At 58.2% G+C, this 25,515-nt stretch carries 26 protein-coding genes; 14 read left to right on the top strand and 12 right to left on the bottom strand.

Annotation, left to right across the window (positions count from 1 at the left end; translation table 11 throughout):
* Window position 1: 1 nt before the first annotated feature.
* Both ACTRXA_RS13745 and ACTRXA_RS13740 read left to right on the top strand, forming a co-directional pair.
* A complete protein-coding gene (locus ACTRXA_RS13745) occupies window positions 2-1,753 on the top strand; it encodes an ABC transporter ATP-binding protein (protein ID WP_442427739.1) in 1,752 nt (583 codons plus the stop codon).
* Window positions 1,750-3,525 carry an ABC transporter ATP-binding protein gene (locus ACTRXA_RS13740; protein ID WP_442427738.1) on the top strand — a complete coding sequence of 592 codons (1,776 nt, stop codon included), beginning with the start codon at window positions 1,750-1,752 and terminating at the stop codon, window positions 3,523-3,525. Before ACTRXA_RS13745 ends, ACTRXA_RS13740 begins: the two co-directional genes overlap by 4 nt.
* A gap of 30 nt (window positions 3,526-3,555) precedes the next feature.
* Here ACTRXA_RS13740 and ACTRXA_RS13735 read toward each other — a convergent pair whose 3' ends face one another.
* Entirely contained in the window at window positions 3,556-5,316 is a 1,761-nt protein-coding gene (locus tag ACTRXA_RS13735; protein ID WP_442427737.1) for a DUF2339 domain-containing protein, read from the bottom strand.
* 156 nt (window positions 5,317-5,472) lie between these two features.
* On the opposite strand from ACTRXA_RS13735, the gene ACTRXA_RS13730 reads away from it, so the two are divergent.
* Window positions 5,473-6,153, top strand: coding sequence for a septal ring lytic transglycosylase RlpA family protein (locus ACTRXA_RS13730; RefSeq protein WP_442427736.1), 681 nt, complete (start codon window positions 5,473-5,475; stop codon window positions 6,151-6,153).
* A gap of 15 nt (window positions 6,154-6,168) precedes the next feature.
* Here ACTRXA_RS13730 and ACTRXA_RS13725 read toward each other — a convergent pair whose 3' ends face one another.
* From ACTRXA_RS13725 to cysK, 6 genes are all read right to left on the bottom strand, one after another.
* Window positions 6,169-7,059: an SDR family oxidoreductase gene (locus tag ACTRXA_RS13725; RefSeq protein ID WP_442427735.1), complete on the bottom strand. Its 891-nt coding sequence runs from the start codon at window positions 7,057-7,059 to the stop codon at window positions 6,169-6,171.
* Window positions 7,060-7,102: 43 nt separating this feature from the next.
* A complete protein-coding gene (locus ACTRXA_RS13720) occupies window positions 7,103-7,426 on the bottom strand; it encodes a (2Fe-2S) ferredoxin domain-containing protein (RefSeq protein WP_005009439.1) in 324 nt (107 codons plus the stop codon).
* A gap of 23 nt (window positions 7,427-7,449) precedes the next feature.
* Entirely contained in the window at window positions 7,450-8,445 is a 996-nt protein-coding gene (locus ACTRXA_RS13715) for a PLP-dependent cysteine synthase family protein (RefSeq protein WP_442427734.1), read from the bottom strand.
* 313 nt (window positions 8,446-8,758) lie between these two features.
* Window positions 8,759-9,037, bottom strand: coding sequence for a MoaD/ThiS family protein (locus tag ACTRXA_RS13710; protein ID WP_442427733.1), 279 nt, complete (start codon window positions 9,035-9,037; stop codon window positions 8,759-8,761).
* Between the two features lie 16 nt (window positions 9,038-9,053).
* The gene (gene thrC / locus ACTRXA_RS13705; RefSeq protein WP_442427732.1) at window positions 9,054-10,292 is read right to left on the bottom strand and encodes a threonine synthase; all 1,239 of its coding nucleotides are present in this window, start codon (window positions 10,290-10,292) and stop codon (window positions 9,054-9,056) included.
* A gap of 13 nt (window positions 10,293-10,305) precedes the next feature.
* Complete coding sequence (cysK, locus tag ACTRXA_RS13700) at window positions 10,306-11,241, bottom strand: cysteine synthase A (RefSeq protein WP_442427731.1); 936 nt, start codon at window positions 11,239-11,241, stop codon at window positions 10,306-10,308.
* A gap of 278 nt (window positions 11,242-11,519) precedes the next feature.
* Here cysK and ACTRXA_RS13695 point away from each other — a divergent pair, with 278 nt between their 5' ends.
* The 4 genes from ACTRXA_RS13695 (at window position 11,520) to ACTRXA_RS13680 (ending at window position 13,954) form a co-directional block, all read left to right on the top strand.
* Complete coding sequence (locus ACTRXA_RS13695) at window positions 11,520-11,879, top strand: hypothetical protein (protein WP_442427730.1); 360 nt, start codon at window positions 11,520-11,522, stop codon at window positions 11,877-11,879.
* Window positions 11,880-12,488: 609 nt separating this feature from the next.
* The gene (locus ACTRXA_RS13690; RefSeq protein WP_442427729.1) at window positions 12,489-12,887 is read left to right on the top strand and encodes a hypothetical protein; all 399 of its coding nucleotides are present in this window, start codon (window positions 12,489-12,491) and stop codon (window positions 12,885-12,887) included.
* Window positions 12,888-12,914: 27 nt separating this feature from the next.
* Complete coding sequence (locus ACTRXA_RS13685) at window positions 12,915-13,229, top strand: hypothetical protein (RefSeq protein WP_442427728.1); 315 nt, start codon at window positions 12,915-12,917, stop codon at window positions 13,227-13,229.
* 29 nt (window positions 13,230-13,258) lie between these two features.
* Window positions 13,259-13,954 (top strand): hypothetical protein, encoded by a 696-nt coding sequence (locus ACTRXA_RS13680; protein ID WP_442427727.1) that lies wholly within the window; start codon window positions 13,259-13,261, stop codon window positions 13,952-13,954.
* A 337-nt stretch (window positions 13,955-14,291) separates the two neighbouring features.
* Here ACTRXA_RS13680 and ACTRXA_RS13675 read toward each other — a convergent pair whose 3' ends face one another.
* Window positions 14,292-15,635: a radical SAM protein gene (locus tag ACTRXA_RS13675; RefSeq protein ID WP_442427726.1), complete on the bottom strand. Its 1,344-nt coding sequence runs from the start codon at window positions 15,633-15,635 to the stop codon at window positions 14,292-14,294.
* Between the two features lie 130 nt (window positions 15,636-15,765).
* On the opposite strand from ACTRXA_RS13675, the gene ACTRXA_RS13670 reads away from it, so the two are divergent.
* The 4 genes from ACTRXA_RS13670 to ACTRXA_RS13655 all read left to right on the top strand — a co-directional run bounded on the left by ACTRXA_RS13670 (window position 15,766) and on the right by ACTRXA_RS13655 (window position 19,163).
* Window positions 15,766-16,539 carry a c-type cytochrome gene (locus ACTRXA_RS13670; protein WP_442427725.1) on the top strand — a complete coding sequence of 258 codons (774 nt, stop codon included), beginning with the start codon at window positions 15,766-15,768 and terminating at the stop codon, window positions 16,537-16,539.
* Between the two features lie 76 nt (window positions 16,540-16,615).
* A complete protein-coding gene (locus tag ACTRXA_RS13665; protein ID WP_442427724.1) occupies window positions 16,616-17,113 on the top strand; it encodes an FxsA family protein in 498 nt (165 codons plus the stop codon).
* A gap of 19 nt (window positions 17,114-17,132) precedes the next feature.
* Entirely contained in the window at window positions 17,133-17,852 is a 720-nt protein-coding gene (locus ACTRXA_RS13660; protein WP_442427723.1) for a methyltransferase domain-containing protein, read from the top strand.
* 18 nt (window positions 17,853-17,870) lie between these two features.
* Window positions 17,871-19,163: an NAD(P)/FAD-dependent oxidoreductase gene (locus tag ACTRXA_RS13655; protein ID WP_442427722.1), complete on the top strand. Its 1,293-nt coding sequence runs from the start codon at window positions 17,871-17,873 to the stop codon at window positions 19,161-19,163.
* Between the two features lie 13 nt (window positions 19,164-19,176).
* Here ACTRXA_RS13655 and ACTRXA_RS13650 read toward each other — a convergent pair whose 3' ends face one another.
* Window positions 19,177-19,404, bottom strand: a complete 228-nt coding sequence (locus tag ACTRXA_RS13650; protein WP_442427721.1) for a YdcH family protein — start codon at window positions 19,402-19,404, stop codon at window positions 19,177-19,179.
* A 33-nt stretch (window positions 19,405-19,437) separates the two neighbouring features.
* Window positions 19,438-20,121 (bottom strand): tRNA (adenosine(37)-N6)-threonylcarbamoyltransferase complex dimerization subunit type 1 TsaB, encoded by a 684-nt coding sequence (tsaB, locus tag ACTRXA_RS13645; protein ID WP_442427720.1) that lies wholly within the window; start codon window positions 20,119-20,121, stop codon window positions 19,438-19,440.
* Between the two features lie 476 nt (window positions 20,122-20,597).
* On the opposite strand from tsaB, the gene ACTRXA_RS13640 reads away from it, so the two are divergent.
* Window positions 20,598-20,810 carry a hypothetical protein gene (locus ACTRXA_RS13640; RefSeq protein ID WP_005009460.1) on the top strand — a complete coding sequence of 71 codons (213 nt, stop codon included), beginning with the start codon at window positions 20,598-20,600 and terminating at the stop codon, window positions 20,808-20,810.
* Between the two features lie 156 nt (window positions 20,811-20,966).
* Entirely contained in the window at window positions 20,967-22,148 is a 1,182-nt protein-coding gene (gene rnd, locus ACTRXA_RS13635) for a ribonuclease D (protein WP_442427719.1), read from the top strand.
* A 33-nt stretch (window positions 22,149-22,181) separates the two neighbouring features.
* Here rnd and ACTRXA_RS13630 read toward each other — a convergent pair whose 3' ends face one another.
* The gene (locus ACTRXA_RS13630; RefSeq protein WP_442427718.1) at window positions 22,182-22,787 is read right to left on the bottom strand and encodes a TPR end-of-group domain-containing protein; all 606 of its coding nucleotides are present in this window, start codon (window positions 22,785-22,787) and stop codon (window positions 22,182-22,184) included.
* A gap of 110 nt (window positions 22,788-22,897) precedes the next feature.
* Here ACTRXA_RS13630 and mutL point away from each other — a divergent pair, with 110 nt between their 5' ends.
* Window positions 22,898-24,829, top strand: coding sequence for a DNA mismatch repair endonuclease MutL (gene mutL / locus ACTRXA_RS13625; RefSeq protein ID WP_442427717.1), 1,932 nt, complete (start codon window positions 22,898-22,900; stop codon window positions 24,827-24,829).
* A gap of 58 nt (window positions 24,830-24,887) precedes the next feature.
* On the opposite strand, the gene ACTRXA_RS13620 is transcribed toward mutL, so the two are convergent.
* Complete coding sequence (locus tag ACTRXA_RS13620) at window positions 24,888-25,409, bottom strand: helix-turn-helix domain-containing protein (RefSeq protein WP_442427716.1); 522 nt, start codon at window positions 25,407-25,409, stop codon at window positions 24,888-24,890.
* Window positions 25,410-25,515: the final 106 nt, after the last annotated feature.

Raw genomic sequence — 25,515 nt, 5'->3', positions numbered from 1 at the left:
TATGGAACACGTCCGCACATTCATTCAATACATGAAGCCATACAAGCGGGAAATGCTGATCGGCATTTTCGCACTGTTGGTGACGGACCTGGTCGGGATGGTGATCCCATGGCTCCTCAAGCAGGTGATCGACCTCCTGCCGAACGACCCGGCGCAGAGCCAGCTCATCGGGTACGCTGGATGGTTGCTCCTCGCGGCGGCGGTGCAGGCGGTGGCGCGTTACGGCTGGCGGCGCTACCTGTTCGGTCCCTCGCGCAAGATGGAAATCGACATCCTCAACCACCTGTTCGCGCACTTCCTCACCCTCGACCGCACGTTCTTCCAGAAACATGAAGTGGGCGACCTCATGTCCCGTGCCACCAATGACCTGCGCGCGGTGAAGGATTTCCTCGGCCTTGGCCTGCTGGTGGTGCTGGACGCGGTGGTGGTCATCATCGGTTGCCTCGCACTCATGATCTACATCAACCCGAAACTCACGCTGTACGCGCTACTGCCCCTGCCTCTCATCTCGATTCTGTTTTTCACGTTCATCCGCGCCATCAGCATCCGCCACCAGAGCATCCAGGAAAACCTGTCGCGCATCACCAGCATGGTGCAGGAGAACCTGGCGGGCATCCGCGTGCTCCACGCGTTCGTGCAGGAACAAAACGAGATCAACCGGTTCGACCGTCTGAACCGCGACCACATCGACAAGAACATGAGCCTGGCCAAAATGTTCGGCCTGTTCACGCCGTCCCTGGTGTTCGTTATCGGCATCGCGGCGATGATCACGCTGTGGGTCGGCGGCAAGGAGGTGATCGACGGCACCCTCACCCTGGGGTCCTTCGTTGCGTTCAACGGGTATCTCATGATGCTTTCGTGGCCGATGATGGCCATCGGCTACGTCATCAACCTGTGGCAGAAGGGCGTCACCGCCATGCGCCGCATCCAGCACATTCTCGATTCGCGCTCGGCTCTCGTGCAGTCGGAAAAGGAAGAGGGACCGTTCGACATTCGCGGCAGTATTGAGGTGCGTCGTCTGGCGTTCTCGTATCCGGACAGCGAGGCAAAGGCCCTGGACGGCATCGACCTGAAAATCGAGGCGGGCACCAGCGTTGCGTTCATCGGAATGATCGGTGCCGGGAAATCGACCTTCATGCAACTGCTCCCGAGGGTCTTCGACGCGCCGCAGGGAAGTATTTTTCTGGACGGCAAACCGCTCTCCGAAATCCCTGCATCCGTTCTGCGCCGCCAAATCGGTTACGTCGAGCAGGAACCGTTTCTGTTTTCCACCACCATCCGTAACAACATCGCGCTGGCCCGGCCGGAGGCGTCGGAAGGGGAAATCGAAGCCATGGTGCATTGCGTGCACCTGACCCCGGACCTCGAACGGTTTCCCCAGGGACTCGACACCGTGGTGGGCGAACGGGGCGTGTCGGTTTCCGGCGGGCAGAAACAACGCATCGCGCTTGCGAGGGCACTGATCCGCAAGCCGCGCATCCTGATTCTAGATGACGCCTTCTCCAGCCTCGATGTGGAAACTGAATCCATCATTCTTAATAACATTCGTTCAGTTATTGAGGGTACGACGACGTTGATCGTCACGCACCGCCTGTCTCTCGCACGGCAGGTGGACCGCGTGGTGGTGATGGGCGAAGGAAAGATTCTGGAGGAAGGCGTGCACGCCCAGTTGATGCAGAAACAGGACGGTGTGTACCGCCGCATTTACAGCAACCAGGCGCTGGCGCGCGAAATGGAGATCCTTCTGAAATGAACGAATGGGAAGAGAGTCTCGACGACCGCTATTACGACTGGCCGCTGTTCACGCGGATCCTGGGCTACCTGCGCCCCTACCGCATGCTGGTCTTGGTGTCGGTGGGCCTGCTGCTTTCCGTATCGCTTCTCAACCTGGCCGGACCCTACCTCACCAAGATCGCCATCGACGAACACATCAGGATCGGCGATTATTCCGGCCTCGACCAGATCGCGCTCATCTACCTGGTGGTCCTTCTTGCCGCGTTCGTCTGCCAGTTTTTCCAGTACTACACCATCCAGTTCATCGGACAGCAGGTGATGTATGACCTGCGCACGCAGGTGTTCGGTCACCTCCACAAAATGTCGTTCCGCTTTTTCGACCGCAATCCCATCGGCAAAATGATCACCCGTACCGTGAACGACATTGAAGTGCTGAATGAAATGCTGACATCCGGCCTCATCCTCGTGTTCAGCGACCTGTTCACGCTGGTCGGCATCTTCTTCATGCTGGCGTACCTCGACTGGCGGCTGATGCTGGTGGTGTGCGTGGTGTTTCCGTTCCTGTACCTGGCGACCAACGCCTACCGGACCCGCGCCCGCGACGCGCTTCGCAAGAACCGCGCGCACCAGACGACCCTCAATACGCTTCTGGAAGAAAATCTTTCGGGAATGAACACGGTGCAGATGTTCAACCAGGAAAAAAATCGCAGAAAGCAATTCACCGATGTCAGCGGGTCGAAGCTGAGGGAAGACCTGCGGTCGTTGTTTTACAATTCTGTGTACCTGCCGTCGATCGACGTGTTCAGCGCTATCGGCATGGGCCTCGTCATCTGGTACGGCGGCGGCCGCTTCGTGCAGAACGAGGTGGAACTCGGCGTGCTGGTGGCGTTTTTGCAGTACCTGCACAAGTTTTTCGAACCGATCCGCGACCTCGCTGAAAAATTCAACATCATCCAGACGGCGATGGCGTCCTCCGAGCGAATTTTCGAGTTGCTCGATACCGAAGAAGACCTGCCCAATCCCGCGCAACCGAAACCTCTAAAAAAAATAGAGGGCCGGGTGGAGTTCGAGAACGTGTGGTTCGCATACAAAAACGAGGACTACGTATTGCAGGACGTGTCGTTTTCCCTTGAGCCGGGGGAGAGCCTCGCTATCGTCGGGGCGACCGGGTCCGGCAAGACCACCATCGTCAACACACTCTATCGTTTTTATGACATTCAGAAAGGGACTATCAAGGTCGATGGCACGCCGCTCACCGAAGTGGACAAGTACGCGCTTCGCAGCCAGATGGCACTGGTGCAACAGGACGTGTTCCTGTTCGCCCGGAACGTGATGGACAACATCCGCCTGGGCAACACCGAGCTGGGTGTTGAGGAGATCGAATCCATCGCCCACGCCGTGCACTCGCACCACTTCATCGACAACCTGCCGCACAAGTACGAGCAGGCACTGATGGAGGGCGGCAACAGCCTGTCGCTGGGGCAGAAGCAACTGCTGTCCTTTGCACGGGCGCTGGCGTTCAATCCGCGCATTTTGATTTTGGACGAGGCCACCTCCAACGTCGATACCGAGACTGAAAAGAAAATCCAGGACGCCATCCGGAAGCTCATCCATGGACGGACCTCGATCGTCATCGCACACCGTCTGTCCACGTTGCAGCACGTGGACAAGGTGCTGGTGCTGCGTCATGGAAGGGTCGTCGAGTTCGGCACGCGGCGGGAATTGATCCAGCAGAAGGGCACCTACTACAACCTGCTCAAACTGCAATCCGACCTGACCAAAAGCGCGTGAGGGGATTGGGGGCGCGTCTCCGAATTGCGGTCACGTCGCCTTGCCGGAAGCGGGCTGGGTCCACGGCGATTTCATCCAGTAACTGATCCACAGAAACGCCGCGCCGAATCCCATGAAAATCAGGATGCGCCACAAAGCGGAAAGGTGGGACAGGTCGAACAGGGTGAGCTTCACCGCCACCAGCACCAGCGTGCCCAGTCCCACGCGGAAAGCGTTGATCTGCTTCGTGCGCACCCCGGCAAGCAATAATATCGCGCCGGTCAAGCCCCAGCCGATCGAAACCCAGGCGCTTCCGTGCGGCAGGACATTCAACTCCCGCCATAACCAGCCGATCCAGCCCACGTAGGCCACCAGCAGGTAGGCCTGCGATTCTTCTTTCCTGGGCAAGAGGGTGGACCAGTACGCCGCGAGAAGGAGGAAAGCGAGGTCCGCCCCGGCGCGCCAGTTCAGGACAGCCGTCTCCGGAGCCCGGCCCAGAATACGCGTGCACAGCCAGATGGTGAGGAGCATCAGGAATACCGTGCCGGTGTAAGTCACCACGTGTTCGCGTGTGCGCTTGCCGAACCAGTGCAAGGCAGTGGCCTCAACACCGAATGCGAAGAAGAGAAGGTTGTTGTCGAACAGGTGCCACAGGGCGAGCGTGAGTAGAAACACCCCCATCGTAGCGTGCAGGGCCACCGGCTCCAACGGGGGTCCCCGCCGCCACAAAGCAAACGCGACGCCGAAAAACGGCAGGCAGAAAGCCAGGAGAATCTGCCCCCACCTTTCATCCGGCAGATCCCAGATCAGGTACGACACAAGCCAGGCCAGGATACCGGAAAACACCATGAGCGCCGTGACCGGCGCGTTGTGTTCGGCGAACGTGTTTTCGAAGACGGTTTTGGGCCCGGCGGGTTTTTCGGTGGTGGACGGATACCACTGCCGTTGCTTGGTGAGAAGCGGGACGATCCAGAACAACGCGAAGGCGAACAGCACGCCGCCCTCCACACTCCAGAACTGGAAAACGCGTTCCACCTTGAAGGCCGGAAGTTCTCCCTCCGCAATACCGAGCACCACCCATCCTCCGGCCCAGCTGTACCAGAGGAGCGACCGCCACGGGCGAAAATAATAAACCGCCATGGAGCCTGCCAGCACGAGGCAGGTGTAGAGCACGAGGCCCGGCAGGCTGCCTGCTTCCTGGTGCAGAAGGAACGGCGTGCTCAACCCCCCCGTCACCGCAACCAGTGCCAGTGCGAATTCATACTGCCTGACCGCCAGAGTGAAGGCGAACAGGGTGATGCCCACCATGACGGAAAACGCGTACAGGTGCGGGATCAACGCATAGAGTTGAAACGCGGCGAACACCGTCATGTAAAACGTCGCCAACCCGCCGCCCTGCAAAACGGGACTCAGGATTTCCCGGCTTTCCCGGAGATAAATACCGAGCGCCAACAGGATGCCGCCCAGCAGGCCGCCCATCAGGATGCGCACCGGCGGTGTCATCCAGTCCTGGTCGAGTGAATACTTGAACAGAAACGCGAGGCCCATCAGGAGCAGGGCGATGCCGATTTTGTTCAGCCAGAACTCGCCCTGCGAGACCTCGTCCTTCCTGGGCAGCGTGGGGGGAGGTGGGGTTCCGGTTTGTGAGGAAGTGAAAGGGGGAGGGGTCTCTTCAGAACCCAGATCCTCAGGTCGGAACCACGGATCGTCCAGTTGCGCTTCCAGCTTCTGCACGCGCCGGTTGAGGTCCGCGACCCGCTGATCCAGTCGTTTGATGATATCCAGCAGCTTCTTCTGATTGTCTTCGGCCATGGATGACGCCTGTTGATTGTCCTGATTCCAAGTTAAGGGATGGTCCCGTTATTGTCAATTTGGGCGCGGCGGGGTGAAAGAGACCGCCGGGAGGTTGCGCGGGCAAGGTAATTACTCTATAATTTTCAATCAGTTATGAATTGTTGGGGATGCGGCATGAAGCGCATGGGGCGGTTTTGGGTGATGGGGGCGGTGCTGATGGGGTTGTCCGCCTGCACGGTCATCGAGGGCACCTACCAGGTGGTGAAGGGGACGGTCAAGGGCGTCTATTATATCGGCAAGAACGCGGTGAAGGTGGTGTACTACACCGGCAAGGCGACGTACAAGATCGGCGAGTTCACTTTCGACGTCGTCACCGCGCCGCTCGACTGGCCGCTGATGAACGACGAGATCGACACCATCGACGGCCTGCCGGTGAAAGAGGCCATCCGCCTGGGCCGCGTCAAAAACGCACCGTACACGGTGAAGGGCAAGAAGTATTACCCCATGAGTGTCGAGCAGGCGAAGACGTACACCGAGGTCGGTATCGCATCCTGGTACGGGCAGGAGACGTACGACCAGGACGACGGCCACATGACCGCCAACGGCGAGGCGTTCAATCCCGACGGCCTTTCCGCCGCGCACAAGTTCCTGCCGCTGCCCACCAACGTGCGCGTGACCAATCTCGAAAACGGACGGTCTATCATCGTGCGCGTCAACGACCGCGGTCCCTTTCCCAGCGCCCACAATCCCCGGTCGGGTTCGCGCATCATCGACCTCAGTCACGGCGCGGCAAAGCGGCTTGGATTCGACGGCAAGGGAACTGTCCGCGTGAAGGTGGAAACGGTCGACCTGTAACGGCCTTGCGGAAACTCACCCTTCCACAGGTTCTCCCCGTCGTTCGGCCTTTCGTTTTTCGCACCATTGCTCCAGGGTAAGGGTGGGGGCGCCGAGCAGCCGGTTGGCCTCGATGGGGTTTCCGTTTTCCCCGGCCTGGCCCAGAAACTCCATCAACTCCGCGACGAAGCGGATACGGCGGTCGAACAGCAGATAACCCATGACCTTCATCGCCCAGATGGGGATGCGGGTGATTTCCTGCTTCCCGTGCATGGCGGAGCAGTATCGGAGGAGCGCTTCCTCCATGGTCATCGCTTCGGGGCCGAAGATGTCGAACTGCCGCCCAATCGCTTCCTCCAGTCGGTACGCGTTGAACACCATGCGGGCGTAGTCGTCCGCCGCCACCCAGTGGTAGTGGTGCGGTTGATCGCCGATGAGGCACGGCGTGTGATCGCGAAAGTACAGCGGCAGGGATTCCATGAAGTGGGTGGCGCGGAAGATGGTGTGCGGGATGGAGCATTCCGCAATTACGTTTTCCACGCGACGCTTGATCGTTGCGTAGGGGATGTGTGGGTAGTTTTCCAGGTCCACTGCGAAGGAAATGGTGGAGAGCCGCTTCACTCCCGCTTTTTCGGCCACTTTGAGGATGTTGAGCGTTCCCCGGTACTCAATGGCTTCCAGTTGACGATCGTTGTTGCCGCCCTGCAGGTTGATGTGGACGCCGTCGCAACCTTCCATGGCTGGGTCGAGCGTTGCCGGGTTTTCCACGTCGCCCTGGCGCAGGTCGAACCCGTCCCCCAGCACCTCGCGCGCCCGTTCCAGGTTGCGGGTGAGGACGCGGACGTTGCAGCCTTCTTTCAGGAATTTGTGCGCAACCGGGCGGCCGAGCGTTCCCGTTCCGCCGACGATGAGGAGGTTGGAAACCATGCCCCAAGTATAAGTCAACCGGGGACGGGCACAAGCCCAATCGTTATTTGCGGGAGAAGTCGATGACCAGCCGCTCGACAACGCGGCCGTTCTGCAGGTGCTCGGTGAAGATTTCTTCCATGTCTTCCACCGTTTGAGGGGAGTACCAGACGTCGTCCGGGTAGACCACCATGGACGGGCCGTACTGGCAGGCGTCCAGGCACCCGGCCTTGTTGATGCGGATTTTGCCTTTCAGGCCGCTGTCATGAACGCGTTTCTTGATGTGGTCGAGGAGATCCATCGCACCGCGTGACTGGCAACAGCCGCGCGGGTCGTCTTCCTTGCGCTGGTTGTTGCAGATAAATACGTGGCGGGTGAATCGGCCCATGGATTATTCCGGGGAAAAGGGGATCAACTGTCCGGCTTGGTGGTGGAATGGGTTTCGGAGTGTTCCTTGAATTTGCCGAAGTTGATGTAATTGGTGTCGCAACTGTCGGGGAAAACGGTGACGATGACGCCCTTCTTGATCTGCGCGGCGAGTTTGAGGGCCCCCACCATGGCCCCCGCAGAGGAGTGGCCGACCAGAATGCCCTCCTCTTTTTCCAGCGTTTCGACCATGTCGTAGGCTTCTTCCGTGGCGACGCTGATCTTGCTGTCGAGTTCTTCTTCTTTATATATGCCGGGCACGATGGACGAGGCCATGTGCTTGAGGCCCTCGATGCCGTGCAGTTCCTCCGCCGGTTCGATGGGGTGGCATTTGATCTCCGGGTTCAGTTCGCGCAGGCGGCGGGTGTTGCCCATGATGGTGCCACCGGTGCCGATGCCCGCGCAGAAATGCGTGATGCGGCCGTCGGTCTGTTTCCAGATTTCGTTGGCCGTGTGCAGGTAATGCGCGCGCCAGTTGGAATCGTTGTTGTACTGGTCCGGCATGAAGTAGGCGTCGGGGTCGCGCTCGAGAATTTCCCGCGCCAGAAGAATCGCGCCGTCGGAGCCTTCGAACGGGCTGGAGGTGACGATCTCCGCGCCGTAGAAGTCGGCCATCATGCCCTTGCGTTCCTTGCTGACGTTGGCGGGCATGACCAGCTTCACGCGGTAGCCCTTGATCTTGCCGATGAGGGCGTAAGCGATACCGGTGTTGCCGGAAGTGGAGTCGAGGATGACCTTGCCCTTGGTCAGCTTGCCGGAGGCCTCACCGTCCTCAATCATCTGCAGGGCGGGGCGCGATTTCACGGAACCGCCGGCGTTCCGCCATTCGGCCTTGGCGTAGATTTCCACGTCAGGGAAGTCCCGCGTCAGGTTCTGAATGGGGATCAGCGGGGTGTTGCCGATCTTCTTCAAGACCGACTCGTCCATGATCACCGGACAGGAAGGGGCCAGCACTTCCTCGGATAGCTTGAGCTTAGACATAACAATTTAATTGTATATCAAAACCCGGTTGGACCGGGAACCCGGTCCGGGTTTTTTGTATAAACGGGGTTGTTAAAATACCAGGTGCCAAAAAACCGTTGGGAATCAAAGAACTCATATTGAACAGGCCGTTCACCAGATACAGAGTGGTGGACAACCCGTTTCCCCCTTCGTTCCGCAACACCCGGTTTCCAACACGTTTTCCGCGGGACACCCCGCCCGGTTGCCGGGGCCGGTGTCCTTCACCACTTTGATGCTCTTTCCAACCCGAAAGTTGCCGGCCATTTGAACCGGACTCCAACTTTCGAACGGTTCAGTTGCCTCCGGCGATGGCGGGGATGATGGACACCTCGTCACCATCCTTGATCTGGGTGTTTTCCCCGTCCAGGAACCGGATATCTTCCTCATTCAGGTAAATATTGATGAAGCGGCGCGGCGTTCCGTTCTCCTCGCAGATGCGCTCCTTGATCCCGCCGAACTGGGACTCCAGGTCGTTGAACAGCTCCGCGATGGTTCCCCCGGTGGCCGAAACCTCACTCTGGTTGTTGGTGAGTTTCATGAGGGGGGTGGGAATCCTTACTTTTACCGCCATGGTTCGTTTCTCCTTGTTATACCGTTATACCGTTGGAATAGACTTCTTCGAAACTGTGGATGTTGGGTTCGATGGCCGCCGGCGCCGCGAACTTGTTGTCCAGCGCCTCGAGCGTTTTGAGCCCGTTGCCGGTGACACAGATCACGGTCAGTTCGTCGGGCTTGATGCGTCCCTGCTCGACCAGCTTTTTGGTGACCGCCACGGTGACGCCGCCCGCGGTTTCCGTGAACACCCCTTCGGTTTCCGCCAGCAGTCTCATGCCTTCGATGACTTCCTCGTCGGTCACGTCCTCGCCCCAGCCGCCGCTGTCGCGCACGGTCTTGATGCCGTAAAACCCGTCGGCCGGATTGCCGATGGCGATGGACTTGGCGATGGTGTCGGGTTTCACCGGTTTGTGCGTGTCCCAGCCGTTTTTGATGGCCGTCGATACCGGCGAGCATCCCGTCGCCTGCGCGGCGAACACCTTGGTGTTGACCTTGTCGATGAGGCCCAGGTCCTTGAACTCGTGGAAGGCTTTCCAGATCTTGGTGATCAGCGAACTGCCCGCCACCGGCACCACCACGTTGTCCGGCGTGCGCCAGCCGAGCTGTTCGGCGATCTCGTAGCCGTAGGATTTCGACCCGTCGCCGTAGTAGGCGCGGATGTTGATGTTGACGAACGCCCACTGGTGCGACACGGCGATCTCACTGCACAGGCGGTTGACGTCGTCGTAACTGCCGCGCACGGAGATGAGCTGGGTGCCGTACACCTGCGTGCACAGAACCTTGCCCTGCTCGAGTCCCACCGGGATGAAGATGCAGCTTTTCATGCCCGCTTCCGCCGCATGCGCGGAAACCGAGTTGGCGAGGTTGCCGGTGGAAGCGCAGGACACGGTATCGAAACCGAACTCCTTCGCCTTGGTCACCGCCACGGAAACCACCCGGTCCTTAAAGGAGAAGGTGGGGTGGTTCACCGAGTCGTTCTTCACGTACACTTTTTTGAGGCCCAGCGCCCTGGCCAGGTTCTTCGCCTCGATCAGCGGGGTGAAGCCGGTGTAGCGGCCGACCTGCGGGTCGCCGTCGATCGGCAACAGCGGCTGGTACCGCCACATGGAGGGCGGGCCGTCCTGAATCGATTTCCGGCTGATGACCTTGCTGATGCCTTCGTAATCGTAATCCACCTCCAGCGGGCCGAAACAGTATTCGCACACGTGGACCGGCAGTTTTTCGTAACCTTTACCGCATTCTTTGCAACGTAAACCTTTGACGTATCCCATAGAGAACTTTTGACTAGAAGTATTGATAAAAACTGAAATAGCGTTCGCCCGTATCGGGGAGAATGACCACCACGTTCTGGTCCGGCCCCAGGTTTTCCGCCACCTGGTACGCCGCGCACAGCGCCGCGCCGGAGGAGATGCCCGTCAGCAGGCCTTCTTCCTTCGCCAGCCGCTGAACATAATGGAACGCATCGTCGTCCGAAATGGGGCGGATGTCGTCCACGATGTCGAGGTTCAGCACCTTGGGCTTGAATCCCGCGCCGATGCCCTGGATCTTGTGCGGACCCGCCGCCCTTCCGGACAGCACCGCGCTGGTGGCGGGCTCGACGCCGATGACCTTGGTGTCGCTGTAATGCGCTTTCAGCGCTTCGCCGGCGCCGGTGATGGTGCCGCCGGTGCCGATGCCCGCGACGAAGGCATCCACTTTATCCCCTTCCATGGCGGAGATGATCTCCGGTCCGGTGGTCTGCCGGTGGATCTCCGGGTTGGCCGGGTTGTTGAACTGTTGCGGCATGAAGTAGTCCGGGTGCTCCGCCACCAGTTCCTCCGCGCGCTCGATGGTGCCCTGCATGCCAAACTCGGCACGGCTGAGTTCCAGCTTCGCGCCGAAGCTTTCCAGCAACAGCCGCCGCTCGGTGCTCATGTTCTCGGACATGACCAGCATGACGTTGTAGCCCTTGAACGCGCCGACCAGCGACAGGCCGATGCCCGTGTTGCCGCTGGTGGGTTCGACGATCGTCGCGCCGGGCTGGATGAGCCCTTTCTTTTCCGCGTCTTCGATCATCGCCAGCGCAATGCGGTCCTTCACACTGCCGCCGGGATTGTTCGACTCCACCTTGGCCCAGATGGCCGCGCCGTTGGCGGGCACCACGCGGTTGAGCTTAACGAGGGGCGTGCCGCCTATCAAATCCAGCGTATTTTCTGACCTGATCTTGAATTTTTCCAGCATGCTGGGGGATGGTCACCTAAAAATAAGCAAAAGGGAAATTATAGGCTATCCGGCCGCGAAGTCAACACCTCGAAAGCGTCCTTAAACCGTCTCCTTACAATAGCTTTTGGGTGATGAAACCTGCACGATTATAACACGCCGCCCGGCCCCTTCCACCCAGTATCCATAAAATTGTGAGAATATTATGCGGGCGGGGTGATGGCCCCCGGAAAGCTGTGCTAAAATTCTCCGAAAGGGCGTCAATGCCCACCTTTTAATCTATTGATTTACAAGAAGCTATGAGCGCACAGAGTCTTTTGACCGAAATCAAGAAGCACCTGCCCCTGCGGGCCTACGGCAACGGACCGGTGCTGGAGCTGATGCGGGCCATGGGCCTGCAAGCCAACAAGAAGACGCCGCTCGTCCTCTCCGGCGTGTACCGCGACAGCGAGTCGGGCGAGATCGTCTGCGAGGTGTCGGTGGAAGGGAGCGAAAAATTCAGCGCGGCGCTCGCCAACCTCAAGCTCGACATCACCCACCCCCTCTACCGCCAGGTGAAGAACTACCGCGACGAAGTCGCCAATGCCCTCGCCGAACAGGACAACCCCAACGTCAACAGCCAGTCCTTCTCCATGCGCAACCTCTACGGCAAGAAATAACCAGCGGGGCGCTGGACCCAAAAAATAGCAATCCACGGTTGAGCTGAATATCTATTGTTCGGCGGGCGAACTAGGGTTTCCCGTAGGTTCTAAATACAAAGCGTTGCCTCCGGACGCAGTCCGGCGGGCGTGGCCCGGAGCAAACGGGCTAATACGTTGCGGGCGGACGATGATCCGTGGGCGCAACTCGGTCCCTTCTCCCCTGGCGGGAGCATTCACGGAGTGACGGGCTGGGATGAGGAGGAAAAATCCCTCCCTTTTTCAAGGGGCACTCACTGAGTGACGGGCAGGGCGGGGTTACCAATGACTTTTCCTCTTTTCGGGGCATAGCCCCGGCTCCCCCTTTGTGAAGGGGGCTGGGGATTTTTTCTTTGAATTCCTTCGCTCGGCGAAGAAAGGGTGAAGTGCGAGGGTTCAATACACCCTCCCCTTTTCAAGGGGAGGATACAGGAGGGGTTACCAATGAATTTTCCTTATTTTTCCCGCTTTGCCCGATCGGTGTCCATCCGAGTTCATCTGTGGTGAATCCGTACTTGCGGGGCTGTGCTAAAATTCGGGATGGTCGCGTGACGCACCATTTCACGCTGTAGCTCATCGTGGGAGGGAGCTGTGACCTGGCACCCGCGCCGACTCCATTCCATCGCCGCCCTCGTCCTCGCCCTGTTATGGATGGGCCCGGCCTCGCCCTCCCTCCACGCGCAAACCGGAACCGACCCCACCTTTAAAGAAAAGCCTGCGGGGGAGGTCCACCCCCTGCGGAAGGAAGCCCGCGCGCTGTACCACCGCGTGGTCGCCATCTACAAACAGAAAAAGCAGATGGAGTCGCCCGACACGGCGTGGTGGTACGAACTGGCCAAAGCCTGCGGCCTGCTCGCCTACCGCGACCCCGTCCCCCTCACCCAGGCCATCGCAAAGTTTGAACAATTGTTGAAACAAAAACCGAATGTTGAGGAAGCGAGGGAAGGGCTGAGGTTGGCGGAGAGGATAATGGAGCATAATCGTAAATGAACTGAATAATTAAATCTGGAGGGCTTTATGGATCCCAATGATATTACCCCAGAACAAATTCTGGCTACAATGCAACAGCAGGACCAAAGCGGGCCTTTGTCTGGTTTTGTTTTAAATATCGTAATCGGAGTTCTCGTTGCAGGCTTGGGATACTTTTTTTATTGGATATTTTTAAAGGTTGGCTTGGAGCAAATTGAGGCAAGCTTTGTTGTAATTTTGTTTTTTGTGGGTTGGAGTTTTTCTGCGTTAAATGGAACGGGTTATAATTTAATGACAGGGATTCAAACAATCACTTTAAAGGTCATGGAGCTTCAAGGTAAAAAGCCTAATCAAAACTTTTAGTTTGAAGTGCAAAATTAGGGAGTTAGATTATGAATCTCCAATTTGAAGAATATTTTATGAATACAAGTGGCTCGGGAAATTCTAGGCTAAATGATCATGGGCCTTATTCTCGAGAGGCTTATGCCAATGGCTTTAAAGAGGCAGCAAGTTTGCTGGCAAGTCAATGTGATGATACTTGGAAAAGAAATACCTTGATTTATCCTGTAGTTTTCAACTTCAGGCATTATGTCGAGTTGAGGCTAAAAGACATTTTGATAAGTCTCAATTTTTATGTGTCTGACCAAGCTCTGGTAGAAAGCCCCAATGATATTTTTTCTTTAGCAACTAACTGTCATGAACCGCTAAAAATTTGGGATAGAATTCAGTTACTGAAAAAGCGTTTATCTAAAGAAGATAAGGAATGTATTTTTAAATATGGATTTGATGAGACATTAATCCAATATGAAATTGATGGGGCATTAATCAAAAAATGTGTCAAGTTTTTTCAAAAAATTGATCCCAAGGGCACTACCTTTAGATATTCTTTCCAAGCAAAAAAGCAGGGAGATTCGAAGTGTATAGAAAGCTCTATTCCTGATGAGTATGAATATATGGAGATACAAAAGTTTGTTGAAAAAGCTGAAGAGGTGTCAAGGTCTTTGGAGGCAATTAGCGATAATATAGCTATTGCCTTAGATAAGAAGAGAGAAGAGGATTCTTATTTAGGCGAATTCAATGAATGTTAGCTTCGATGTTTGTAGCGGCTCAAGTTCTTAACAGTGTCTTAGAGCCTGATCGAAAATCAAAACAGAGATTCTTCGTCGCCGGTGGCTCCTCAGAATGACGTCGCAACCGTTGAGGTGTCATCCTTAGCGTAAGCGAAGGATTTATGTTTTCATTCCTCCCATCCCAGGTTCCTCGTCGCGTCCCGCAACTCGGAATACCCCTTAAGGAAAAAGCCCCCCAGCCCCCTTCGGAGAAGGGGGAGTACGTCCTCTCTCTTATCTGTTATCTGTGTGAATCGGTGTTCATCTGTGGTTCAGAGAAAGAACCTCCGGGCGAAGCCCGGTATTGGCCGAGCGCCTAGCTCTTCTCGGAGTTGATGAACTTTTTGAGGAAGGGGAACATGGCGCCGCGTTTTTCGATCATCTCCTCGCGGGACCTCTTCACGACGTGTTCGTCGATCAGCGCCACGCCGCGTTCGGCGGCGAACTTCTCGATGCCCTGCACCACCATGCCGCGCGCGAAAGAGGGGATGCGTTCCAGCCTCTGCTTCGCCTCCGGCGTCCATTTCTGACGGTACTCCACTTCCAGACCCAGCGTGTCTTCGACTTTCAGCTCGATGGCCTTGCCGCCGTGCTGGCCCGGTTCGTAATCGCAGGACGGGTCCTCCGCCATGTAGTTGCCGGTCTCGGCGAACGCCCGCGCCCGGCACCCGGAACACATCGCCGAAAACTCGCACGAACCGCATTTGCCGTCGAGGCCCTTGCGGTCGCGGAGCTGGTTCATCAGCGGTGCGTTGTACCACAGGTTCTGGAAGGTGTCGGATTTCAGGTTGCCCACGGATTCCGCAATGAACGGGCAGGGGGTGAGGTCGCCCTCCGGGCTGATGCGGCTGTAATGCGTGCCCGCCGGACAGCCGCCCGCGTAGGTGCGCTGGTAAACTGACTCCGGATCGTTCTCGTACACGACGCGTTTGTACTGCGGCGCGCACTTGGAATTGATCATGAGCCGCCCTTTGTACTTCATCTGTTCCTGGTACAGGATCTTGAGCGCTTCCTCGTAGGCGGCGTTGCTGATGTCGGTGTTGCCCTGGCCGCGTCCGGTGCACACGAGGAAGTAGAGGTTGAAGGCCACCGCGCCGATCTTCTCGGCGAAGGCGATGACGTCCGGGATCTCCTTGTAGTTCATGTCGGAGACCGACATCTGGATGAGGAAATCGACGCCGACGTCGTTCAGGATGTCGAACGCCTCCATCGACTTCTCCCACGCTTTCGACACGCCGCGGAACTGGTCATGTTTGCCCGCGTCCATGGAATCGATGCTGATGCCCACGCCGTGCGCGCCCGCGTCCTTGATCTTCTGCGCGTTCTCGCGGTTGATGATGGTGCCGTTGGTGCCGAGCACCACCATGAACTTGCGGTCGGCGGCGTAGCGGGTGATGTCGTAGATGTCCGGGCGCAACAGCGGCTCGCCGCCGGTGAGGATCAGGAACGCGTTGGGGTTGACCTCGGCGATCTGGTCGATCACGTTGTAGCATTCCTGCGTGGTCAATTCGTCCACGCGGAAACCGCCGCGGAAGTCGGCGTCCAGGTAACAGTGCTCGCAATTGAGGTTGCACCGTTTGGTGATGTTCCAGGATATGGAGTAAGCCCGGTAGGGGCTGTTGTTGGGCGTCGGTGAAAAATCGATCTGAGAGGATTCCATGATATAGTCGCAAAACGTGTGGTAAATGGCTCAAAAACCGGGCGGTGGCGGCAGAGTCGCCGAAGACGGCCCGGGAGCAAACTGAAATGTTAACACATTATTCCTGAAATGGAAGGGATACGCAAACCCCATGCGCCATTTCCGCCAAATTCTTTTAATACTGGCCGTTACCGCGCTTCCCCTGTTCGGGCTGGCCTGTGGAAAAGGCGCCCCGGCGGGCGGGATGGAATCGGCGGGCGGCGTGGTGAAAAGCGACCTCGCGGGCATGGAGTCGCGCTGGATGCCGAGCGCCTACTTCGACCGCGGCATGGATTACACCGGCTCGCGCTTCCGGGTGGTGTCGATGACCCGGTTGATCGAACGGTTCGGCGACGCGGCCACCGACGCGGTTCTGCTCGACTGCTTCGACGACTACCAGGGTCTGCTTCCGGCAGAGCTCATCCGCGAGCACGACCTGCACCTGGCCTTGGAGCTGGATATCGATCCCCAATACCCGCGGCCGGACTGGCTGGCGCCGATGCTGGTGATCGTCCCCGACGGGCAGGACGCGCCGAAGCAGGAACGGTTCATGACGGCGAACATCCGCGCGCTTCGGTTCGTGAAGCTCAGCGACTACTACGCGCCGATCGCCAACAAACTGCCACCGGACGAGGCGGTGCAGTCGGGATTCTCCTTTTTCACCGACAACTGCCTGTTCTGCCACGCGCTGGAAGGGGTGGGCGGCAACAAGGGGGCGCGTCTGTTGACCGCATTCGACTATCAGAAAAGTTCCGACCGCGCAAAATTTCAAGCCGCGTTCAAGGGGTTCCATTCGCCGGACAACCCGGACAAGCAGAACATGGAGCAGTTCGTGAGCGGCGGCGAACTGGAAAACGTGGCGGCGTTCCTCGCGGCGTTGCAGTGAGACGGCCTGCGCCGTGAGACGGCCTGCGCCGTTGTTTTGCCTTTTAACCGGGCTTGTACTAGAATGAGCGCACAGTTTGGGCCGCACCCTGGCCGTACAAAATATTGAAACGCAACCCGGATTCGCGCGCTGGGTTGGTATCCCGTTCACCGGAGTTTATATCGTGAGCTTTCCCGTCACCATCGTCATCCTGCTTTTTACCTCCGTCGTCGAGGTGTTTTCGCTGTCCTGGCTTGCCGGGTTGATCAGCACCATCAACACTATCTCCTGGGTCATGTTCACGCTGCTTCTGGGCGTGGTGATCGGCCGCGGTTACGGCGAGGAGTGGTGGGACAAGATGCAGTGGAACCTGAAGTCGCGCGAGATGCCCGCCGAGGAAGTGATCAACGGCGCGGTGATGCGGTTCGGCAGTTACCTGCTTCTGATGCCCGGTGCGGTGACGGATTTCTTCGGCCTGCTCATCATCATCCCCCAGACCCGCTTCATCGCCCGCGCCGTCGCGGCCAGCCTGTTCAAGCGCAAGCTGGCGAAAGGCGAGAAGTGGTTTTTCTTCAAGGAAGCCGAAGCCGGGTAGGCCGGATTCGATCGCCCGCATGTTCGCCCCGCCCCGCAATCTTCGTGATGAACTCCTGGACCTCGACCAGGCCCCGTTCGAGGAAGTCAAAGACAGCCTGAACGACGTACGCCGCGTGAACCGGTACCTCAGCGGGTACAAGGTGCTCCTGCACCACATGCGTCCGTTCCTGGAATCGCAACCCGAACGCGTGCCGTTGACCGTGCTCGATGTGGCGACGGGATCGGCGGACCAGCCCATCGAGCTGGTGCGCCTGGCAAGACGCATGAAGCGTCCCATCCGCGTGGTGGGGCTGGACGTCAACGCCAAGATGCTGCGTTACGCGCAGGAAGAGACGCGGCGTTACCCGGAAATCCGTTTCGTGCAGGGCGACGCCAGGCACATGCCGTTCCCCGACGGCGCGTTCGACGTGGTCATCAACAACCTCGCTTTGCATCATTTCTCGGAAGAAAACGCGGTGATCCTGCTCGAGCAGTTCACGCGTTTGTCGAGGCGGGGCGTGGTGGTCAACGACCTGCACCGGAGCCGCGTGGCGTGGGCGTCGATCTACATCCTCACGCGCCTGCTCACCAGCAACCGGCTGACACGATACGATGCGCCGGTGTCGGTGATGAACGCGTTCACGCCGGGAGAGATCGCCGACCTCGCGCGCAGGGCGGGGTGGCGCGACTTCAAAGTGCACCGGCATTTTCCGTACCGCATCGCGCTGGTGGAAACCAAACCGCCGGAGCCTGCTTGAATGTCAAAGGAAAGTGTGATGTCGAAAACCTATGATGCGATCGTGATCGGAGCGGGACCCGCCGGCGCCGCCACGGCCCTGCTGTTGCAAGATAAAGGGTATGAAGTGTGCGTGGTCGAACGGGCGCGTTTCCCCCGCGACAAGGTGTGCGGCGAGTTCATCAGCCCCGCCGCCGATCCCATCCTCGAAAAACTCGGCGTGCTGTCGGCGATCGAGGCGACCCATCCTCTCCGGCTGCGGGGCGTTGCCATCTCCGCCTACGAAAGGGAGGAGCTTGCCATCGACTACCCGCCGCATGAAGGCCGCGTGATGACCAGCCTGTCGCTTCCGCGCCTGTCGTTCGACCACATCCTGTTTTCGAAAATGCAGGAGCGCGGCATCGCAATTTTGCAGGAGCACCAGGTGGACGACCTGGTGTTCGACGCCGGGGTTGTGACGGGTATCACCGGGCGCGATCCGGACAACAAACCGTTCACTTTGCATGCGCGGGTGGTGGTGGATGCGGGCGGGCGGAACTCGGTGTCGATTCGCCGGATGGGATTGAAGCGCGGACCCAGGCTGCGCCGCGGCAAGGTCGCGCTGGCGGCGCACTGGACGAACGCACGGCTTCCCGCCGACTACTGCTACATGCACATCAGCCGTCCCGGGTACACCGGCATGGCACCGGTCGGGGACGGTACGGTCAATGTGGTGCTGGTGGTCGATTCCGACCGAGTCAAAGGAGAGGATGTCGGTGCCTTATACCGTAAAGTGGTGCTGGGCAACGCCCGGCGTCGGGAGATGCTTGAGGGTGCGGAACCGGCCGAAGGCGTGCGCACGGTGGATTCCCTGGCGTTCGAGGTCGATCCGCTTCCGTGCGGCGGACTGGTGCTGGTGGGCGATGCGATGGGGTTCATTGATCCGTTCACCGGCGAAGGCATCTATCTCGGATTGCGAAGTGCGGAACTGGCGGCGGCGACACTGGATGTTGCATTGCAAAGAGGGGATGTGTCGCGATGGATGCTGGAACGGTATGCCATCCGAAGGAAGCAGGAATTCCACAAGAAGTTTGTGCTGAGCCGGGTATTACAGAAGCTGATTTACCGGCCCGGCCCCTGCCGGAGCGTGGTGCGCCTGCTCGCCGGGAACCCGACTTTGGCGGCGACGCTGGTGGGGGTGATCGGCGATTATCTTCCCGCCGGGCGCGTGGTGTCCGTGCCCTTTTTGTTGAGATTGGTCTCAGCCTGGGTGCGGTCGCCTGCCGGAGCGCGGTCCCTCAAACTCTCCCCTCAATCCACGCTCGACAAGCGTCCCCTCCCGGAGGAGGGGTGACAGTCGCTGTTTTTCAACTGGCTTCCGGTTCCAGTGTCTCCAGCATGCTTTCCAACTTGTCCTTGCAGATCAGTTTCTGTTTCTGAAAATTTTTCTTTTCCAGTTCTTCTTCCGGTGTCAGGTAGGGACGTTTGTTGAGTTCCTCGACCTGGTGTTTCAGACGGGTGTGTTCATCAAACAGGCGTTCGAATTCCGGGATTTCACTTTTGGCTTTTTCGAGGACTTCCGGATCGATGTCCATGGGTGGGTCTCCTTCCTCTAAATTATATGTGGGTCAACCTTTGTAATTGAGTTCGGCCTCGGATTTGCGGATGTATTGAATCTTTAAGGTATTGAGATCGTAAGAGCACTCGCGTTCAAATCGCGTTGCCGCCCACAGGGCCGCACCGGCGGCGACGCTTCGGACCTGTGCCGTTTCTTCCGTGAGAAAACAGTCGCCCAGTTTTTCGCGGAATACATTCTGATAGACGGTCGCACCGGGGCCGACGAACAGGGTGGGCCGCTCGATACATCCACACAGTGCTTCCGGGGCCAGAACCCGGTCCTCCATGTCACGTGTCCATTGGTTTTGCCCGCGGGAAAAGCGGGCGGCGTACACTTCCTTTTTACGGGCGTCGAGCACGGCACAAAGGGCCTCTTTTTCCGTTTCTACGGTGGCGGCCCAGGCATCGAAGGTGCCGACACCCAGAAACGGTTTTTCCGTCGCCAGCACAAACCCTTTCAGCAGGCTGATGCCGACCCGCAGACCTGTGAACGATCCCGGTCCGGTGGTCACGGCAAAACCGTCCACCTCCTCAAGACGAACTTTGTTGTCGGTCAACACGCGGTTCACCAACTCCAGAAGCCGGTTGGAAAACGCGGGTTTCCCTTGTGAGGTCAATTCCTGAAGGATGTTTTGGTCTTGAAGGAGGGCAACGCTGCATTGCGGGGTCGATGAGTCGATTGCCAGAATTCTCATCGGACTCCCTCTTCAATGTAATTATGTTGAAACCTTTTCATGGTTCTGTCCGCCCATAAAAGGCATTCCGTATCACCTTCAACTTAGGCCATTCGCGGGCAAAAGTCAACGCTCCCCAAAAATGGCTTAATCCGCATAAATCAGGGGGTTTATGAGGAAGGGCGGGGCCAAATGGTTGATTCCATAATGGAAAAAATATCGTCTCTCACGTTGCCGGAAAAATGAAGACGCGGCGTCCAGGCCGTTTCCACAGGGGAACAGAAACGGGCGAGCAAGAGGTTCCGGGTCAGGTTTTGCATCCTTAATTATTGATTTTATTGGGTTTATTTTCTTGACAATAATCCGGCTTGCGGTTAATTTACAAGGCAGACTGCAAAATTGGTTATAACTAACTGAATTTATTATTTTTACATGATTAGTTTTGAATGTCGTGAGGGGATGGGGAACCAACGTTTCATTCAAAGGGGAGGACGATCATGTTCTACCAAGTCAAGATTCTGGATGCCCAGGGCAATGTCAAGAAGGTGATTTCTTCCAACAAACTCAGCCGCAACCACTGGAAGCAGAACGACCAGGCGCAGGACCACAAACTGACGGTGGAGTTTGAGGAACTGGAGGAGGAATCCCTCAACACGCAGACTGTAGGAAGCAGGGTTTCGGTGTTCAAGCTGGACGATTCGGTGGATTGAAAAGCAAGAGCTGAATGGCACTCTCCGTTCGCTGCCGTTATAATACCCTCAATCAGTTGGAATCAATGCTTCGTTGAAAATGGAACCGGGCTTTGCTAAGCCGGGTTTTCCGGGGCTGCCGGGGCCAGAGGGCCCTGGATAGAAATTCGAGATGCCATGTATGTAACCACCGAAAGCGGGTTGGCCGACCTGATCGCTCAACTTCAGGACTGTGACCAACTCGCCATCGATACGGAGTTTGTCCGCGAAAAAACCTATTTCCACCGCCTTGGGCTGGTGCAGCTGGCGTGCGATGGAATCTGTGCCGCCATCGATCCCATTGCCGTTCCCAACCTCGATCCCCTGATCGACCTGCTCAAGCGCCGCGACATTTTAAAAGTGTTTCACGCGGGCAAGCAGGATCTGGAAATCCTGTACCGGCTGGCGGGGGAGGTCATCGAACCCGTGTTCGACACGCAGGTGGCGGCGGCGATGATAGGCTGGGGCGCGCAGATCTCGTTTGCCAAGCTTGTCAAACGTGCGACCGGCAAACGTCTCCACAAAAATGAAACCTACAGCGACTGGTGCCGGCGTCCCCTGAGCCCCAACCAGATCGAGTATGCCCTGGACGACGTGCGTTTCCTGGTCCCGGTGTACGAGAAGATCGTCGCCCAGTTGAAAAAACTCAACCGGCTGGATTGGGTGCAGGAGGAACTGAAATCGCTCACCGATCCCGGTCAGTTTGAGCTTCCCGATCCCCACACCCAGTTCATGCGCGTCAAAAACGTGCGTACCCTGAAGCCGAAACAGATGGCGGTTCTGCGGGAGGTCGCGGCCTGGCGGGAAAAGGAAGCACGGCGCCGTGATTGCCTCGCCAAGTTCATCATCCGGGACGAGACGCTGTTGCAAATGGCCCGGCAGTGCCCGGAAACCCCCCGGCAATTGCAGGACCTGCGCGGCATGAATGGCAAGGAAATCCAGAACCACGGCGACACGCTGGTGAAACTGATCCAGAAGGGACGCTCCATCCCCGAAGACGAGTATCCCGAATTGCCGGAAGGCACCAGCTACGCCACCACCCGCGGCGTGGAGGAGTTGCTTGCGGCCTACGTGCAGATCCGTTCCGAGGAGTTGCGCATCGAACCCCATATCCTGGCCGACCGCAAATTGATTCATTCCTTCGTGCGCTTTCATGAACAGGAGGACAACCTGGACGAGCATCCGCTGTTTCATGGCTGGCGCAAGCACCTCATCGGCCGTGATCTGCATATGATTCTGGAAGGCGAACAGGGGCTCATCATCAACAAGAAGGGCCGCGTGAGCCTCATCAATCCCCAACCCAACCCCAATCCTTCCTGACCGCTTCAAACCTTCACATTTATCAACGACAGTTCAACCCAACGTGTTCATCCACATCTTGAACGCATCGGTCCGGCGCAGGGACGCGAGGTCGGGGTCCTTCCGAATGGCGTCGAACTCCCGGTACCCCAGCTGAACCGATTGCTTGAGAGCGTCGAGCGCTTGGTCGGTGTGGTCCTGCAGGGCGTGGTAGCAGGCGAGGTTGTAATACAGGTGCGGGCTTTTCGGTTCCATTTCCTTCAGGGTGTTGAGTGTCTTGAAAGCCGCGTCGAACTGCCGGCCCTTCAGGTACGCACTGCTGAGGTTGATGTACACCGGGTGCAGGTGCTTGTCGTGGCGAAGGGCCATATTGTAATTGCGGACCGCTTCTTGCCAGTCGCCGCGGCCCAGGAATCCGTTGCCTTCGTTGTAGTGGTGAATGGCCATACGGGTCTCGTCGCTGGCACGGTTTTTCGAACCTTCGGAAAAACCGCCTGGCTGGGCATCGCCCGGGGTCTTTGTGCCGGAGCCTTCGCGCGCAGTGTTTTTCCTGGGTGAAGGATCGTTGAACGAAGCCTGGTCGCTCCACAGGGCGAGTCCCATGAACACCACCACCAGCACGGGCAGGTAGCGCTGGACGATGTGAGGCGGAATCTTCATACCCCTAGAATACCTGAGTTGCGGGGCCGATTGCATCCCCAACAGGGCAGGGTTTCAGAGGGGGCCGGCGGGGGTTGCAATCGGCCGCGATTGGTTTAAAATCCGGGAAGTTGTCCGCTTCGCAGGCGGTACAGGCCGCCACACTGCTTGCCCGCCAACCGGGACCCGGTGCCATGACCATCCAGATATTGCCAGACAACCTCGCCAACCAGATCGCCGCCGGCGAGGTAGTGGAACGCCCCGCCTCCGTCGTCAAAGAGCTGGTCGAGAACGCCATCGACGCCGGGGCGACGCGAATCGCCATCGAGGTCGAGGGTGCGGGCAAGGAATCGATCACCGTCCGTGACAACGGATGCGGCATGAATCCGGATGACGCCAGGCTGGCGCTGGCGCGGCACGCCACGAGCAAGATCTCCCAGCCCGGGGACCTGGTGTCGATCCGCACCCTGGGGTTTCGCGGCGAAGCGCTTCCCAGCATTGCGTCTGTGGCGAGGGTGCGGCTCACCACCTGTCATGCGGAAGGGCAGGCCGGGACCGAGGTGACGGTCGAAGGCGGTGATGCTTCTACGGTCAAGGAGACCGCGTGTCCCAAGGGAACCACGGTGGAAGTACGGCAGTTGTTTTTCAACACGCCGGCGCGACATAAATTTTTGCGGCGCGACCAAACCGAGGCGGGGTACATCACGCAAGTGGTGCAGCAGCAGGCTCTGGCGCATCCCGGCATCCAGTTTTCGCTCTCACACAACGGACGCACAGTGGTCAACACCCTGCCGACGGACCAGGTGCTGTACCGCATCGCCGAGCTGTTCGGTCCGGAACTCACCCGCGAACTGCTCCGTGTGGAAAAACAAGAAGGACGCTACCGGATCGAGGGTTACATCTCGAGTCCCATTCTCACGCGGTCCAAGCGAGACGACCAGTTCAGCTTCATCAACCACCGTCACATCCGGGACAAAGTCATTCTGTCGGCGACGCAGAAGGGATACAGCCACCTCCTGCCGCGCGGCCAGCATCCGGTCCTGTTTTTGTATTTCACGATGGACCCGGACCTCCTTGACGTCAACGTGCATCCGGCGAAAGCGGAGGTGCGGTTCGCGTACCAGAGCGAGGTGTACCGGTTTGTGATGGAAGCCATCCAGGAAGCGCTGGCCGGAAACGAAAAATCCGGCCTTCCGGAGCAGAAGCCCTTTGCGCCTTCCGAATCGGCAGGTCCAGGCGCAGTCCCCCATGTGGCCAACGGAGCGTCTACAGAGACCTACACCAGTGTGCCGCGTCCGCACCTGGAACGCGGCCCGGCGGGACCGCCTCCGCGTTACCAGCAGACGCATTCGTTTCAGGAGATGGGGCAGGCGCTCCAATCGTTCTACGGCAAAGGCGAGGGACACGGCTCCGTGCCACCCGGCAGCCTGCCGCCGGAGATCGACCTGTTCCGCACCAAACCACGTGCGGTGTCGGACATGATCTATTCCGACTTCGAACCTTTGGGTCAACTCAACAACTCGTTTATCGTCATGCAGGGGCGGCGCGGCGTGCTGGTGGTGGATCAGCACATTGCCCACGAGAGGGTTTTGTACGAACGGTTCAAGAAGGCGGCGATGGAACGCAAGGTGGAGATTCAGAACCTGCTGTTTCCGCTGGCCATCGAGTTCGCACCGGCAGAGGCTGAGGCGCTGGCGGGAGAGTTGCCGGAGTTGGCCAGGCTCGGCCTGGAGATGGAAGCGTTCGGCACCAACGGGTTTTTACTGCGGTCGGTGCCCGCCATACTCAAGGCCCACGACCACGAAGCCGTGGTCCGGGAGATCGCCGCGGCGCTGGCCCGTGACGAAGCCCAGCACAGCCTGCAGGACAAGTATGACGACGTCATCATCATGATGTCGTGCAGGAACGCGATCAAGGTCAACCACCCAATGGAGCTCGACCAGATCAGAAAACTCCTGCACGATCTCGAGATGACCGAGATGCCCTACACCTGTCCGCATGGACGCCCCATCGCGCTTCTCTTCGATATCGAAGACATCCTCAAGCAGTTTCACCGCAAATAAAAAAAGCGTCCCCTGTTGAAAGGAGACGCCCTGTTATCGTTCCGGAAAAGCCCGGGGGTCACTTGACCGTGATCTTTTTGATCGACTTGACCATCTTTTTGAGCTTCTGCGTGTTCTTGGCTTTCAGCACTTTTTTAGGCGTCTGCGCACCATTGCCTGCACGTTTGCGGCTGAGCGCCCAGTCCTGCACTTCCTTCAGGCATTTTTCTCTGGAACGCGGAGTCAGCTTGCGGTAATGGCCGAGCAGTTTTTTCTCGTTGGGCGTGGCGGTGATGTAGAAGTCTTCCTTGATGCCCTTGAACATCAGCCGGCCTTCGTTGAGCGACCCGCCGACAACCTCGATGTTGTCCGCTTTCACCGGCGGCAGTTCGCTGTCCGGCCGGGTCAACTCCTGCATGCTGACCCGGGTGGTCAGCAGGCGGTCGAGAGAAATATCGGCCAGCCGGGCGAGCTTGATGAGCACCGCCACCGGGGCATCGCGTTCCCCGGATTCATATCGAACGTAGGTTCGAAAGCCAATGTCCATGATCTGGGCGAAAGCCATCTGCGTGCATTTCAGACTTTTCCGGATCGTTCGCATGTTCTCAGATAAAACCGTCATAGTACCTCTTTGGAAAAATCCCGGGTTGGTAAACGGTTCCCGTCGGTACGTTGATCCTGTTTTCAGTATAGAAAAAGGAAGGGGG

The sequence above is a fragment of the Nitrospina sp. P1_D6 genome (genome assembly GCF_052156615.1).
In the GTDB taxonomy this organism is placed as follows: Bacteria; Nitrospinota; Nitrospinia; order Nitrospinales; family Nitrospinaceae; genus Nitrospina.
The sequence above is the reverse complement of the archived record's forward strand: the minus strand, read 5'-3'. Positions and strand labels throughout refer to the sequence as shown.

Coding starts and splice junctions, on each gene's coding strand:
- ACTRXA_RS13745 (WP_442427739.1), top strand. CDS start 2: ATGGAACACGTCCGCACATTCATTCAATACATGAAGCCATACAAGCGG.
- ACTRXA_RS13740 (WP_442427738.1), top strand. CDS start 1,750: ATGAACGAATGGGAAGAGAGTCTCGACGACCGCTATTACGACTGGCCG.
- ACTRXA_RS13735 (WP_442427737.1), bottom strand. CDS start 5,316: ATGGCCGAAGACAATCAGAAGAAGCTGCTGGATATCATCAAACGACTG.
- ACTRXA_RS13730 (WP_442427736.1), top strand. CDS start 5,473: ATGAAGCGCATGGGGCGGTTTTGGGTGATGGGGGCGGTGCTGATGGGG.
- ACTRXA_RS13725 (WP_442427735.1), bottom strand. CDS start 7,059: ATGGTTTCCAACCTCCTCATCGTCGGCGGAACGGGAACGCTCGGCCGC.
- ACTRXA_RS13720 (WP_005009439.1), bottom strand. CDS start 7,426: ATGGGCCGATTCACCCGCCACGTATTTATCTGCAACAACCAGCGCAAG.
- ACTRXA_RS13715 (WP_442427734.1), bottom strand. CDS start 8,445: ATGTCTAAGCTCAAGCTATCCGAGGAAGTGCTGGCCCCTTCCTGTCCG.
- ACTRXA_RS13710 (WP_442427733.1), bottom strand. CDS start 9,037: ATGGCGGTAAAAGTAAGGATTCCCACCCCCCTCATGAAACTCACCAAC.
- thrC (WP_442427732.1), bottom strand. CDS start 10,292: ATGGGATACGTCAAAGGTTTACGTTGCAAAGAATGCGGTAAAGGTTAC.
- cysK (WP_442427731.1), bottom strand. CDS start 11,241: ATGCTGGAAAAATTCAAGATCAGGTCAGAAAATACGCTGGATTTGATA.
- ACTRXA_RS13695 (WP_442427730.1), top strand. CDS start 11,520: ATGAGCGCACAGAGTCTTTTGACCGAAATCAAGAAGCACCTGCCCCTG.
- ACTRXA_RS13685 (WP_442427728.1), top strand. CDS start 12,915: ATGGATCCCAATGATATTACCCCAGAACAAATTCTGGCTACAATGCAA.
- ACTRXA_RS13680 (WP_442427727.1), top strand. CDS start 13,259: ATGAATCTCCAATTTGAAGAATATTTTATGAATACAAGTGGCTCGGGA.
- ACTRXA_RS13675 (WP_442427726.1), bottom strand. CDS start 15,635: ATGGAATCCTCTCAGATCGATTTTTCACCGACGCCCAACAACAGCCCC.
- ACTRXA_RS13670 (WP_442427725.1), top strand. CDS start 15,766: ATGCGCCATTTCCGCCAAATTCTTTTAATACTGGCCGTTACCGCGCTT.
- ACTRXA_RS13660 (WP_442427723.1), top strand. CDS start 17,133: ATGTTCGCCCCGCCCCGCAATCTTCGTGATGAACTCCTGGACCTCGAC.
- ACTRXA_RS13655 (WP_442427722.1), top strand. CDS start 17,871: ATGTCGAAAACCTATGATGCGATCGTGATCGGAGCGGGACCCGCCGGC.
- ACTRXA_RS13650 (WP_442427721.1), bottom strand. CDS start 19,404: ATGGACATCGATCCGGAAGTCCTCGAAAAAGCCAAAAGTGAAATCCCG.
- tsaB (WP_442427720.1), bottom strand. CDS start 20,121: ATGAGAATTCTGGCAATCGACTCATCGACCCCGCAATGCAGCGTTGCC.
- ACTRXA_RS13640 (WP_005009460.1), top strand. CDS start 20,598: ATGTTCTACCAAGTCAAGATTCTGGATGCCCAGGGCAATGTCAAGAAG.
- rnd (WP_442427719.1), top strand. CDS start 20,967: ATGTATGTAACCACCGAAAGCGGGTTGGCCGACCTGATCGCTCAACTT.
- ACTRXA_RS13630 (WP_442427718.1), bottom strand. CDS start 22,787: ATGAAGATTCCGCCTCACATCGTCCAGCGCTACCTGCCCGTGCTGGTG.
- ACTRXA_RS13620 (WP_442427716.1), bottom strand. CDS start 25,409: ATGCGAACGATCCGGAAAAGTCTGAAATGCACGCAGATGGCTTTCGCC.